Annotated in this window: 12 protein-coding genes; 2 read left to right on the top strand and 10 right to left on the bottom strand. The window is 38.9% G+C overall.

Annotated elements, in window-relative coordinates; genetic code table 11:
- Positions 1 to 21: 21 nt before the first annotated feature.
- Positions 22 to 879 carry a peptide chain release factor N(5)-glutamine methyltransferase gene (gene prmC / locus CEQ21_RS14275; protein ID WP_185767279.1) on the bottom strand — a complete coding sequence of 286 codons (858 nt, stop codon included), beginning with the start codon at positions 877 to 879 and terminating at the stop codon, positions 22 to 24.
- Between the two features lie 10 nt (positions 880 to 889).
- A complete protein-coding gene (prfA, locus tag CEQ21_RS14270) occupies positions 890 to 1,963 on the bottom strand; it encodes a peptide chain release factor 1 (RefSeq protein ID WP_127738997.1) in 1,074 nt (357 codons plus the stop codon).
- A gap of 165 nt (positions 1,964 to 2,128) precedes the next feature.
- On the opposite strand from prfA, the gene CEQ21_RS14265 reads away from it, so the two are divergent.
- Positions 2,129 to 2,977, top strand: coding sequence for an STAS domain-containing protein (locus tag CEQ21_RS14265; protein WP_185765092.1), 849 nt, complete (start codon positions 2,129 to 2,131; stop codon positions 2,975 to 2,977).
- Positions 2,978 to 3,041: 64 nt separating this feature from the next.
- On the opposite strand, the gene CEQ21_RS14260 is transcribed toward CEQ21_RS14265, so the two are convergent.
- From CEQ21_RS14260 to CEQ21_RS14235, 6 genes are all read right to left on the bottom strand, one after another.
- On the bottom strand, positions 3,042 to 3,656 hold the full coding sequence (locus CEQ21_RS14260) for a thymidine kinase (RefSeq protein ID WP_185765091.1): 615 nt from the start codon (positions 3,654 to 3,656) through the stop codon (positions 3,042 to 3,044).
- Positions 3,657 to 3,864: 208 nt separating this feature from the next.
- Complete coding sequence (gene rpmE, locus CEQ21_RS14255) at positions 3,865 to 4,077, bottom strand: 50S ribosomal protein L31 (protein WP_185765090.1); 213 nt, start codon at positions 4,075 to 4,077, stop codon at positions 3,865 to 3,867.
- Between the two features lie 196 nt (positions 4,078 to 4,273).
- The gene (gene rho / locus CEQ21_RS14250) at positions 4,274 to 5,551 is read right to left on the bottom strand and encodes a transcription termination factor Rho (RefSeq protein ID WP_144455129.1); all 1,278 of its coding nucleotides are present in this window, start codon (positions 5,549 to 5,551) and stop codon (positions 4,274 to 4,276) included.
- Between the two features lie 383 nt (positions 5,552 to 5,934).
- The gene (locus CEQ21_RS14245) at positions 5,935 to 7,221 is read right to left on the bottom strand and encodes a UDP-N-acetylglucosamine 1-carboxyvinyltransferase (RefSeq protein ID WP_127738992.1); all 1,287 of its coding nucleotides are present in this window, start codon (positions 7,219 to 7,221) and stop codon (positions 5,935 to 5,937) included.
- 641 nt (positions 7,222 to 7,862) lie between these two features.
- Positions 7,863 to 8,720 carry a class II fructose-bisphosphate aldolase gene (locus CEQ21_RS14240; protein WP_127738991.1) on the bottom strand — a complete coding sequence of 286 codons (858 nt, stop codon included), beginning with the start codon at positions 8,718 to 8,720 and terminating at the stop codon, positions 7,863 to 7,865.
- 321 nt (positions 8,721 to 9,041) lie between these two features.
- Complete coding sequence (locus CEQ21_RS14235) at positions 9,042 to 9,404, bottom strand: response regulator (RefSeq protein WP_127738990.1); 363 nt, start codon at positions 9,402 to 9,404, stop codon at positions 9,042 to 9,044.
- Between the two features lie 306 nt (positions 9,405 to 9,710).
- Here CEQ21_RS14235 and CEQ21_RS14230 point away from each other — a divergent pair, with 306 nt between their 5' ends.
- Positions 9,711 to 10,244: a DUF2529 domain-containing protein gene (locus CEQ21_RS14230; RefSeq protein ID WP_185765089.1), complete on the top strand. Its 534-nt coding sequence runs from the start codon at positions 9,711 to 9,713 to the stop codon at positions 10,242 to 10,244.
- Between the two features lie 44 nt (positions 10,245 to 10,288).
- Here CEQ21_RS14230 and CEQ21_RS14225 read toward each other — a convergent pair whose 3' ends face one another.
- Complete coding sequence (locus tag CEQ21_RS14225) at positions 10,289 to 11,893, bottom strand: CTP synthase (protein ID WP_185765088.1); 1,605 nt, start codon at positions 11,891 to 11,893, stop codon at positions 10,289 to 10,291.
- 304 nt (positions 11,894 to 12,197) lie between these two features.
- Positions 12,198 to 12,773: a DNA-directed RNA polymerase subunit delta gene (gene rpoE, locus CEQ21_RS14220; RefSeq protein ID WP_185765087.1), complete on the bottom strand. Its 576-nt coding sequence runs from the start codon at positions 12,771 to 12,773 to the stop codon at positions 12,198 to 12,200.
- Positions 12,774 to 12,910 lie beyond the last annotated feature (137 nt).

The raw sequence follows: 12,910 nt of genomic DNA, 5'->3' as shown, positions 1-12,910 counted from the left end.
GTTAAAACTAATCTTAAAATGTTACTCAAACCCTATTTCGGCAAATACCATTCGATCTTTCTTGTTGATATCATATACAACATTCACCTTTGCTGATGGAAAAGCATTCACAATCAGTGTTGAGACTGCTTCACTTTGACCCATGCCGACTTCAAAGCCGACAATGCCTTTAGTCTTTAACACGGAAGGAAGCTGCTCGCATATTCTTCTGTAAATATCCAAGCCTTCTGCTCCTGCAAATAATGCTCGATGAGGCTCATGCTCTGTGACGACAACAGACATTTCAGCAGCATCTTGATCTGGTATATAAGGAGGATTTGACAAAATCACATCAAATTTTCTTTGATCTTTAAAAAACGGTTCAAACAAATCTCCTTGGACAAATTCCAATTCTGCTTCAAGTGCTTTTGCATTTTGCCTTGCAACCTTCAAGGATTCTTCGTATAGGTCTGTTGCAGTCACGTGAAGCTGTGGATATTCTAGTTTCATCGTTATTGCAATAGCCCCGCTACCTGTCCCGATATCCACCAAATCAACAGTCTCACTTCCATATAACACCTTAATTCGCTCTAACATATTATAAACAAGCTCTTCTGTTTCAGGTCTTGGTATTAGAACCTCCTCATTGACTGTAAATGTCCGTCCGTAAAAGTCCTCATACCCCATTAAATATTGTATCGGTTTTCCTTCACCATGAAGATGGACATACTTTTGGAACTTCTGAAAGGCTTCCTCGTCCATCTCTTCTCTGAATTTCATCAGCATCTCAGAACGAGACGCCCCTAACACATGACGCATTAGCAATTCTCCAGCGTACTCCTCACGACCGTGCACAGCCAAATAAGAAGAAGCCCATTTAAGGGCTTCAAATACTTTCATTTGTCCTGAATCAGACATCTGACGCACTTTCTAAACGGCTTGATTGCTCTTCAAGAATCAAAGCATCTATAATATCTTCCATTTTCCCTTGCAGGATTTGATCAAGCTTCTGAATAGTTAGTCCAATTCGGTGATCTGTTACACGGTTTTGCGGGAAGTTATATGTTCTGATACGCTCGGAACGATCTCCTGTACCAACCGCAGACTTACGCTGCTGGTCATACTCCGCTTGTGCTTCTTGTTGGAACTTGTCATAAACACGAGCACGTAAAACTTTCATTGCTTTTTCTTTGTTTTTGATTTGCGATTTTTCGTCCTGACAGGATACAACTGTTCCTGTCGGTAAATGCGTCAATCTTACTGCTGACATTGTAGTGTTAACACTTTGTCCACCAGGCCCGCTTGAAGTAAATGTATCAACACGGATATCCTTATCGTGGATTTCAATTTCAACCTCTTCTGCTTCAGGCAGACATGCAACAGTTGCAGTTGAAGTATGAATTCTTCCGCCAGATTCTGTTTCAGGCACACGTTGCACCCTGTGTGCTCCATTTTCGAACTTAAGCTTTGAGTAGGCACCTTTTCCGTTTATCATGAAAATGATTTCCTTATATCCTCCAACACCTGTTGAACTCGCATCAATTACTTCCATCTTCCAGCCTTGGGATTCTGCATAGCGGCTGTACATACGGAACAAGTCTCCAGCAAATAATGCCGCTTCGTCTCCACCTGCTGCTCCGCGAACTTCCATGATAACGTTCTTATCATCATTAGGGTCTTTAGGGATCAGCAGTATTCTTAGACGCCCTTCCAATTCCTCAATTTTCGCTGCTGTTTCATCTAACTCTTCTTTAACCATTGCACGCATTTCTGAATCAAGCTTTTCCTCCAGCATTGATCTAGCGTCTTGATTTTGAGCTTTTACTTCTTTATATTCCCGGTAAACTTCAACCGTTTCTTGTATATCTGATTGCTCTTTAGAATAATCACGCAATTTTTTTGTATCATTGACAATTTCCGGATCGCTCAATAGCTCATTAAGCCTGTCATAACGATCCTCTACAGCTTGCAGACGATCAAACACGAATATTCACCTCAATTTTTTTCCATAACATTTTAATTATATTATAGGCTATTATCCCCGTCAAAACCAAATTAACATGTAAAAACAGCAATTACGAGGATATAATGCTTTTCTTGTAACGTTTTGCTTTATAATAAAGATATTCATAGAAAGAGAGGACAAATAATGTCTCTATCTAACGGCTCTGTTTATCACTATATAATGGAAAAGGCTCCAATAATTACGGAAAAATGGTTCGCCATAAAAGACGGCGAAGAGGGATCCATTTACAGTAAAGATTCAACTGACTCTGTTAATAATCTACTCAGGTCCCAACATGCATTCACAATTGAAACTGTCATCAGTTCTTTTTTAGATGATGAGGCTGTCTTCTCCGCCAATTTATCGAAATGGGCGAATGAAATTGCCAAAAGCAGAGTAAAACTTGGCGTCCCAGTTCACCAAGTACTGCATGCTTTAAGTCTGACAAGGCAAACCGTTTGGGAAATGATTACTACATTCATTGAAGAACTAGGAGATGTTCCACAGGCAACCATATTGCATTGGAGTTCGGTCTTCCATCTCACGTTTGACAAATTGAACAATGAATTTACTGAAATGTACCACGAATACACTCTTAAAAGAATGCAGGCACAGCAAGAAACAATCAATGAATTAAGCAACCCGATTATCCCCATTATTAATCATATTGGAGTTCTGCCTATTATTGGAGCCATTGACATAACAAGAGGAAATTTAATCTTAGAAAATGTACCTGCAAGCTGCAAAGCTAAGCAAATTAGACATCTTCTTATCGATCTTTCTGGAGTATCTACCATTGATACAATGGTGCTGCAAAAGCTGCTAAGCTTAGTAAAGATTCTGAAATACACCGGTATGGAATCTAGTATATCTGGGCTAAGACCCGATATAGCTCAAGTCATCTATAATTTAGGGATTAGCCTTGAGGATATCCCAACATATAGCACACTCAAGCAGGCACTTTCAAAGCTTGGTCTATCTGTATCTTCCTAATTAAAATCCCCATTAGAGCATTCTAATGGGGATTTTTTTTTGCATACAGTCACTTTGCATACAGTCACTTTATTGAAGTACTGTTAATTTCTTTCAATGAAGGTGATTTAGGTACTTCATGATGATGACGGCATCTTGGCTCATACGATTCAGAAGCACCGACAAGTATGATTGGATCATCATATGATGCTGGCGCTCCGTCAATTAATCGCTGAGTACGGCTTGCCGGTGAACCACATACAGCACAGACTGCCTGCAGCTTTGTTACTAACTCTGCGATTGCCATAAGTTCAGGCATTCTTCCAAATGGCTCACCACGGAAGTCCTGATCCAATCCTGCACAAATAACTCTATAGCCGCTATTGGCTAAATGCTGGACAACTGCCACAATCTCCGGATCAAAAAACTGAACTTCGTCAATAGCAACCACTTCAACATCTGGTTTCACATATTCAAAGATTTCTGAGGAGTTGCTAATTGGGACAGCAACTGTTGTAGAACCATTATGTGAAACTACAGCTTCCTCACTGTAACGATTATCTATTTTAGGCTTAAACACAACAATGTTCTGTTTAGCAAATTGGGCTCTTCTAACTCGTCGGATAAGCTCTTCAGATTTACCGGAAAACATACTTCCGCAAATAACCTCTACCCATCCATGATGTTTCATCACATACATGAAACCTCTCCTTCCTTCCTCCAAAAACATGTCCTTCACTAAATCAGCAAAGCGACTGTAGCGTTCATGTACTCATAGAAGACGCTTAAGAATACAAAAAATCCATATTTCATTTTCTTGTATTCTTAAACACCCTCTTAGTCCGTAGGATTATCATAAAGAAAGAACAGGCAAGGTATGAAACATTCTTGCCTGTTCTTTGGGTTGATTATTGTTGTTGCGATTTGATGCCGTATTTTTTGTTGAAACGGTCAACACGTCCGCCAGCTTCAGCGAATTTTTGACGTCCAGTATAGAACGGATGGCACTCAGAGCAAGTTTCAACTTTCATCTCTTTTGCAACAGATCCAGTTGTGAACTCATTTCCACATGCGCATTTTACCGTAATTTCATTATAAGTTGGATGAATTCCTGCTTTCATTCCTTTTCATCTCCTTCCGCCCTGCAACTTTCGAAACAGAGTTATAGAATAATGCTTGGACATTGCTTTTTCCCATGCATTATTATTTCAAAAACACACTGTCATCATTATAACAAGTACATGGGCTTTTTGCAACTTCATTTCCTCGTCTTGAATCATGAAATTTTTCCCAGGTTATGATTTCCTATAACAGCAATTAAGAACGCTTCGCAGCAGTTCCTGCCTTCATTTGATCAGACAATACCGCAAAAAATTCTTCGTTAGACTTTGTTTGTCTTAGCTTACGTAAGAAACGTTCCGCAAAGTCAGGAGCATCAGACATGGACTTGCGAATGGCCCATAATTTATCCAAGTGTTCCTTCGGTATAAGAAGTTCCTCTTTACGCGTACCAGAACGGCGAATATCAATCGCAGGGAAAATTCTTCTTTCTGCAAGAGAGCGGTCTAAATGAAGCTCCATATTACCTGTACCCTTAAATTCCTCATAAATAACATCATCCATACGAGAACCTGTATCAACCAATGCAGTTGCAAGGATTGTTAAAGAACCGCCTTCTTCAATATTACGCGCTGCACCGAAGAAGCGTTTTGGACGATGGAAAGCAGCAGGGTCTATCCCTCCTGATAATGTTCTTCCACTTGGAGGAATGACAAGATTATATGCTCTCGCAAGTCTTGTTATACTGTCCATCAGGATAACAACATCACGCTTATGCTCCACAAGACGCATTGCTCTTTCCAAAACAAGCTCAGCAACTTTAATATGGTTTTCTGGAACCTCATCAAAAGTGGAGCTAACAACATCCCCGCTTACAGATCTTTCGATGTCAGTTACTTCCTCTGGCCGTTCATCAATTAAAAGGACAATTAGCTCTGCATCCGGATGATTCGTCGTGATGCTGTTGGCAATCTCCTTGATGAGCATTGTTTTACCAGCTTTTGGAGGCGCAACAATTAATCCACGCTGCCCAAAGCCGACAGGTGCAAGTACATCCATAATACGTGTTGAAGCATACTTTTGGGTTGTCTCCAGCTTCATCTGTCTGTCTGGATATAATGGCGTTAGCGCTGGAAAATGAACCCTTTCCTTTGCCGTTGCCGGATCATCGCCATTTACTGCTTCTACTTGCAGCAAGCCGAAGTATCGCTCATTTTCTTTAGGGGGACGCACTTTACCTGAAACCTTATCCCCATTTCGCAAATCAAACTTTCTGATTTGGGAAGCTGATATGTAGATATCCTGTGAACTTGGCGAATAGTTAATCGGTCTCAAGAAACCAAAGCCCTCTGATTGGATAATCTCGAGAACACCTTCCATGAAGAAATACCCTTCCTGCTCGGCTCTCGCTTTCAAAATAGAGAATATAAGCTCTTTTTTTGTCAGCTTGCTGTAATAAGCTACTTTATATTCACGAGCCAATTCGTAAAGCTCTTTTAATTTCATATTTTCCAAACTAGATATGTTCAATCCCATTTTGCCACCACTCTTTTTCATTTTCAGTTATTCCTACCATTTAGCGAAAGATTGTATTTGGAAAGGAATGTATTTATTTTTTTGAGGCGTTACGTTTTTGAAGAAGAAAAAAACTATAAGATGTATATAGTTAATGAAGTATAGTATTAATTCCCGCACTCCCGTAAGTTAAGAAGTTTTTTGCATAAAAGCAATCTCTATTTTACCTAATCTAATCGTTGATATGCAACTACAATTTAATAGGGAAAGAATCCGTTTTCTTGGAACACCAACATAAGATAAAAATAGGCAGAATGAGGCTGACCTCGCTTTATAGGTCCTCCACTTACAGAAAGGGTCCATTAAAGATAAGCAGCACCCATCATTCCACCTTTTTATCACTGTCAACCATTCTTTATTTGTTCATACTCTTCCTGGGTCATGCCCTCACGCCAGATAGAAGCTCCTAAGCCTTTCAGCTTCTCTACAAGCTGTCCATATCCTCTGTCAATATGCTCAATACCAGTAACTTCAGTGATGCCATCTGCCATCAATCCTGCAATTACCAATGCTGCTCCAGCTCTTAAATCACTTGCCTTAACACGTGCTCCTTGCAAATGGACCGGTCCATTGATAATTGCCGATCTTCCTTCTACTTTAATCGTGGCATTCATCCTTCTCAGTTCATCAATATGCTTGAAGCGGGCACTGTATATTGTATCCGTTACCATGCTTGTACCGTTTGTTTTCGTTAAAAGCGATGTGAACGGCTGCTGTAAATCTGTTGGGAATCCCGGGTAAACAAGGGTTTTAATATCCACTGGCTTCAAATCAGGATTGGAGCTGACAAATACTTGATCACCACTTGATTCTATATGCACACCCATTTCCCTTAATTTAGCGATAAGAGATTCTAAATGCTGTGGTATTACATTATCAATCAGTATTCCATCACCAACCGCTGCACCAATAATTATATAAGTTCCGGCCTCAATTCGGTCAGGAATAATGGTATGACGACAGCCATCTAAACGATCAACACCATCGATTCGAATGACATCTGTTCCTGCACCTTTAATTTTAGCACCCATATTAGTCAACAATGTAGCAACATCAATGATTTCTGGTTCTTTAGCGGCATTCTCAATAATTGTTCTGCCTTTTGCTCTAACAGCCGCAAGCATGATATTAATAGTTGCCCCTACACTCACTACATCGAGATAGATTCTGGCTCCCCTCAGCTCATCAGCTCTTAGATATATAGCTCCCTGTTCATTTGTCACTTGAGCTCCTAATGCTTCGAATCCTTTTATATGCTGATCAATCGGCCTTGGACCTAAGTGGCAGCCTCCAGGCAATCCAATTACAGCTTTTTTAAATCTGCCAAGCATTGCTCCCATTAAGTAATAGGAAGCACGCAGCTTTTTGACCTTACCATTTGGCATAGGCATGGAAATCATAGAAGTCGGGTCAATCGTCATATCAGAATCAGAGAATGAAACACTTCCTCCTAATTCCTCCATTATCCCTTTCAATATGTGTACATCAGAAATGTCAGGCAATCCCTCAATGGTCACTGGAGATTCTGCTAAAATAGTGGCTGGTATCAGTGCAACTGCACTGTTTTTTGCACCGCTAATGCGTACCGTGCCTTTTAATGGTGATCCACCTGCAATCATAAGTTTTTCCATTTCTAACTCCCTTCTAAGCCAAGCAATGCGTGTACTTAATTATGTAATTTTCGTATTATCCGAAATTACTTAGCCGTTTTGCGGCCCCTTTCCCTTTGGGCAAGTACTGCTTTGCCAACTTCCCTGTTTACAGGAATATAAAAATTGAATTAAGTCTTGAAAGTAATATCAATTATGAGTTCCTACTGATTCAATTATTATACCAAAATTTAAAGAAGATAGGAAAAGTGCTAGCACATGCACAATGTTAAGGAGGGCAAAAACTTGTCCAGGTATCCTTTAAGGACAGTTAGGCCTTTCCTAATTTGGGCTAATAAATCTCAAGTAGCATCAAAATTAATATCGCCAAGTCTAATTTACGAACGGTGAAATTAATAATTAATAAAATCTGGGTGTTTTTTCAATAGAAGCTTGATAACTAGAATACTGGATGTGTTGAACATAAAGGTGCTTTTAGTCTAGTCCAGATGGGGACTGCTTGTCTTGTTCCTTTAAGCAGCTTCAGCCAGTCTTCAAATGGGGAATTATCATTCTTTATACATCATAACCGACAATATGTCTGTTTATTCGACTGACTTTCTAAAATACAGTAAATGAACGGAAACCGCCCATTAAGGGCGGTTTCGATCATTTATGTTATATTACGCTTTGTTTGAAGAACCGAATTCTTTGATTTTGCCAATAACAGTTGCTTTAATAGCGTCACGAGCTGGTCCTAAGTATTTACGTGGATCGTACTCTTCAGGTTTAGCAGCCAATGTTTCGCGAACAGCTTTAGCAGAAGCGATTTGGTTTTCTGTGTTAACATTGATTTTAGCTGTACCAAGAGAAACAGATTTTTGGATATCTTTTGTTGGGATACCAGTTCCTCCGTGTAATACTAGTGGAAGACCAGTAAGGTTACCGATTTCTTCCATTTCTTTGAAACCAAGGTTTGGTTCACCTTTGTATGGTCCATGAACAGAACCAAGTGCTGGAGCTAGAGTATCGATGCCAGTGCGTTTAACAAGCTCAACACACTCTTGTGCATTAGCGTAGATTACGCCTTCAGCAACAACATCATCTTCTTGTCCGCCAACAGTTCCAAGCTCAGCTTCAACTGAAACACCTTTTGAATGAGCGTAATCAACAACTTTTTTAGTTGTTTCAACGTTTTCTTCAAATGGGTGGTGAGAAGCATCGATCATAACTGAAGTGAATCCAGCGTCGATAGCTTCTTTACATTTTTCGAAGCTTGAACCGTGATCCAAGTGAATAGCAACTGGAACAGTGATTTTATAGTCTACAAGTAAACCTTCTACCATTTTAACTACAGTTGTGAAACCACCCATGTAACGAGCAGCACCTTCAGATACCCCAAGGATAACTGGAGATTTTTCTTCTTCTGCAGCTTGAAGAATTGCTTGAGTGAACTCAAGGTTATTTAAGTTAAATTGACCAACAGCATAGCCTTCTGCTTTTGCTTTGTTTAACATGTCTTTCATTGAAACTAAAGGCATATTTCTTCCTCCTTATTATGATCGTCCTTTTTACAAGGTAACCTTTATTAAATTCTCCAAAGAGAATTGTGAATATGTATACATTACCCCTAGTAAAATAAAACGAATCAATTAGCTTTTAAATTCCATAGGTAATCATACCAAAATAAGTAGAGAAATGCTATCTATCCAACCATTTTTTATAAAATGTCATAAAAAAATTAGTTTTATCCAAAAAATTGATAGAGCAAATTAATTGCTCTATCAATTTTTTGGTTAATATGTATTCGTAAAAATTACCTGGTATAATTGCCTTAGAAAGGCTCCAGTTAGTTCAATGCTTTAGCTGACGATATATTCCTTAACTGCCGCACGCAAATCATCAATGTCGAATGGCTTTGCAAAATGTGTCAATGCTCCAAGATCCTTTGCTTCCTGAATCATATCAAGCTCACCATATGCCGTCATGATAATTACACGAATATCCTTGTAAAGCTTTTTCATCCGTTTTAATATTTCAATGCCATCCATTCCAGGGATTTTCATATCAAGAAGTACCAAATCAGGAACCTCTTGTGTCACTATTTCTAGCGCCTGCACTCCATTTGCAGCCTGAAATGTTTTGTAGCCTTCTTTTTGAAACACTTCATTTAATAAAATTCTGATACCGAACTGGTCATCCACGATTAATATTTTCCCTTTCATTTTAGACCCTACCCTTCCTAATTGTTCTCTATTTTTGAAAATGAAAAAGATGTTCCCCTATATCTGACAACCGGCTGCTGATATTCGACACAGCAAAAAAGACTATTTTAGACAATAGACCCAATTACATCCATTATATAACAAAGTTTTTCTCTATAAATAACTTTCTACTTTTTATTGACATTTTCCTGCTGACAGGCATAAATTTTGCCTTTTCTTGCACTTTCCTTATAATACTATTGAATCAGTCAAACTTTCCCTATCAATGGATATGATGATGAAAAATAACTATGGGGGTGCCTCACATTGCTAAAAATGTTCTCCACTCAATTAAGTGGTTTATTTAAAAGACTTCACGAAAAGGAAGAAGAATCAATTGAGGATAGTGCCAGAATACTTGCCCAAGCTCTTGGCGGTGATGGAAAAATCTTCATTTATGCCACTAATGAAATGAAGGCAGTTGTTTCTGAAAGCTTGTATAGTGCTGAACCACTACAAGGGGCAGAAGAATGGACAGAGGAGCACTCGATTGATAATGTTAACCCAAATGACCGCTTCTTAATGTTCTCACGAACGTCAGATGATCCGGAGCTTCTACCTTTTGCCAAGAAGCTTGCCGAAGAATTTATTCCTTTTGTCTCAGTTAGCACCATAATGTCTGCTGATTTAGAAGGACTACAAGACATTGCAGATGTTCATATTGACCTTAAGTTGACGAAAGGCCTGCTGCCTGATGAAGAAGGCAATCGCTTCGGTTATCCCGCTTCTGTCGCTGCTTTATTTGTCTATTATGGCATCAAGTTTACGTTGGATGAATTTATTAAGGAATTTGAACTGTAAACAAAAAAGCTAACCTTTTTAAAAAGGTTAGCTTTTTTAATCACTTATTTCTCAGAGAAACGCAAGGAAGATCCTACAAATTCACGGAATAGTGGTTGTGGTCTTGTTGGTCTTGAGATGAATTCTGGATGGAATTGTGATGCTACAAACCAAGGGTGATCCTTAAGCTCGACAATTTCCACTAGACGGCCGTCAGGACTTGTTCCTGAGAACACGAAACCAGCGTCTTCCATCTCTTGGCGATATTGGTTATTGAACTCATAACGATGACGATGTCTTTCATAGATAACTTCATCTTGGTATGCTTCATATGCTTTTGTGTTTTCTTTTAATTTACATGGATATAGACCTAAACGAAGAGTTCCTCCAAGATCCTCGATATCCTTTTGCTCTGGCAGCAAATCGATAACAGGGTATGAAGTTTTTTCATCCAACTCAGAAGAATTAGCTCCATTCCAGCCTAAAACATTGCGAGCAAACTCAATGGACGCTACTTGCATTCCAAGACAAATTCCGAAGAACGGAACTTTATTTTCACGCGCATATTGTGTTGTAATGATTTTCCCTTCAACACCACGGTCACCAAATCCTCCTGGTACAAGGATTCCATCTGCATGCTGCAACAATTCTTTCGCATTTTCAGCAGTAACATGCTCTGCATTGATCCAGTCAATTTCGATATCTGCGTCAAATGCATATCCTGCATGCTTTAATGCTTCCACAACAGAAATGTAAGCATCTTGAAGCTCAACATACTTTCCGACAAGAGCAATCTTAACTGTTTTCGATAAGTTGCGGACTTTATCAACAAGCTCAATCCATTCTTCCATATCCGCTTCCCCACATTTAAGATGCAGGTGGTCACATACGATTTGATCTAAGTTTTGTTCTTGAAGTGCTAATGGAATTGTATACAATGTATCTGCATCCTGACATTCAATAACAGAATTTGTGTCAATGTCACAGAATAAAGCAATCTTATCCTTCATATCTTGTGAAATTGGCTTTTCTGTTCTCACTACAATTACATTTGGCTGAATACCTAAGCTGCGAAGCTCTTTAACACTGTGCTGTGTTGGCTTTGTTTTCATTTCGCCAGCTGCTTTGATATAAGGCACTAATGTACAGTGAATATACATTACATTTTCTCTGCCGATATCATTTTTAATTTGGCGGATTGCCTCTAAGAATGGCAATGACTCGATATCACCGACAGTTCCCCCGATTTCCGTTATAACAACATCAGCATTTGTTTCACGGCCTGCTCGGAATACTCTTTCTTTAATCTCATTCGTAATATGAGGGATAACTTGAACAGTTCCTCCCAAATAGTCTCCTCTGCGCTCTTTTCGTAGTACAGTTGAGTAGATTTTTCCTGTTGTGACATTATTGTACTTCGTTAGGTTAATGTCAATAAAACGCTCATAATGTCCTAGGTCAAGATCTGTTTCCGCACCATCATCTGTAACAAAAACCTCACCATGCTGATATGGACTCATTGTACCTGGGTCCACGTTAATATATGGATCGAATTTTTGAATGGTTACGCTCACTCCACGGTTTTTTAGCAGTCTTCCTAATGAAGCTGCAGTAATTCCTTTTCCAAGTGATGAAACAACCCCACCTGTAACAAAAATATATTTTGTCATTTTTATAATCCCCCTTAGTTAAAGTTTGTGCATATTTGTCTTTATTTAAAGAAAAATATTCGAATATTTTTTTCGAGGGGAGTGAAACAATTGCTGTAAAGCCACTTTTATAAAAAAGCCTTTCAGCGCCCTGCCCTAATCATTTAAAACAGGTTCTGCGGCCTGAAAATCATTTTATAAAAACAAAAAAGCTCCGCTTACTTTTTCAAGTAAGGGGAGCGCTATTTAAGCAAATATCAGTTCGTTCCTTTTTTAAGGAGCCCAAAAATGATTTTACAAGCAAGGCATCTAAAAGTCAAGGGTCTTATTTATCTTCCTCATCCTCGTCTTCAAACTCATCCTCATCTTCTTCATCATCTTCTTCGTCTAAATCCTCATCCAGCTCATCTTCGTCGATTTCAAAACTATCTTCTGCATCTTCGTCAAAGCTGTCATCGTCTTCTTCTTCGTCATCTGCTAGGTCGTCATCTAGCAAATCGTCCTCATCTTCGACATCATCGTCCTCATCAAACTCTTCATAATCTTCTTCTACACTGTCATCATAATCGTCGAAATCATCTTCAGCAGCTTTTTTCGCTTTTTTCTTCTTCGGCTTCGTTACCGTAACGACATCTTCCTCTGACTTATCAACAGGATACCATGTACGTAATCCCCAACGATTATCTCCTAATGACAGAAAGCGTCCGTCAATATTAATATCTGTATAGAATTGTGCAAGTCTATCATTGATTTGATCTTCAGACAAATCCACTAGCCTGCTTACTTCCTTCACAATTTCATTGAAAGAATATGGTGTTTTTGCACCATTTAATAGTTCATATGCAATTTCAATTAATGACATTTCATTTAATTCTTCTTTTGTAAACTTATCAACACTCATTTTGGCACTTCCCTTCGCTATCTGCTCTTTATCCGAATTGGATTGTATGTAGTTATACCACATTTATTAAAGACATTTTCTTCATTTGCATGTAGGCGGAAATCTTTTTGTCTTAACATTTATTTCCTCATGGAGTT

This window comes from Niallia circulans (genome assembly GCF_007273535.1).
Taxonomy (GTDB): Bacteria; Bacillota; Bacilli; order Bacillales; family Cytobacillaceae; genus Niallia; species Niallia circulans_B.
The sequence above is the reverse complement of the archived record's forward strand: the minus strand, read 5'-3'. Positions and strand labels throughout refer to the sequence as shown.

Bases quoted from the DNA above. Each gene is read 5' to 3' on its own strand.
- CEQ21_RS14235 (WP_127738990.1), bottom strand. From the start codon at position 9,404: ATGAAAGGGAAAATATTAATCGTGGATGACCAGTTCGGTATCAGAATT.
- rpmE (WP_185765090.1), bottom strand. From the start codon at position 4,077: ATGAAAGCAGGAATTCATCCAACTTATAATGAAATTACGGTAAAATGC.
- rho (WP_144455129.1), bottom strand. From the start codon at position 5,551: ATGGGATTGAACATATCTAGTTTGGAAAATATGAAATTAAAAGAGCTT.
- CEQ21_RS14260 (WP_185765091.1), bottom strand. From the start codon at position 3,656: ATGTATGTGATGAAACATCATGGATGGGTAGAGGTTATTTGCGGAAGT.
- CEQ21_RS14245 (WP_127738992.1), bottom strand. From the start codon at position 7,221: ATGGAAAAACTTATGATTGCAGGTGGATCACCATTAAAAGGCACGGTA.
- rpoE (WP_185765087.1), bottom strand. From the start codon at position 12,773: ATGAGTGTTGATAAGTTTACAAAAGAAGAATTAAATGAAATGTCATTA.
- prmC (WP_185767279.1), bottom strand. From the start codon at position 879: ATGAAAGTATTTGAAGCCCTTAAATGGGCTTCTTCTTATTTGGCTGTG.
- CEQ21_RS14225 (WP_185765088.1), bottom strand. From the start codon at position 11,893: ATGACAAAATATATTTTTGTTACAGGTGGGGTTGTTTCATCACTTGGA.
- CEQ21_RS14265 (WP_185765092.1), top strand. From the start codon at position 2,129: ATGTCTCTATCTAACGGCTCTGTTTATCACTATATAATGGAAAAGGCT.
- CEQ21_RS14240 (WP_127738991.1), bottom strand. From the start codon at position 8,720: ATGCCTTTAGTTTCAATGAAAGACATGTTAAACAAAGCAAAAGCAGAA.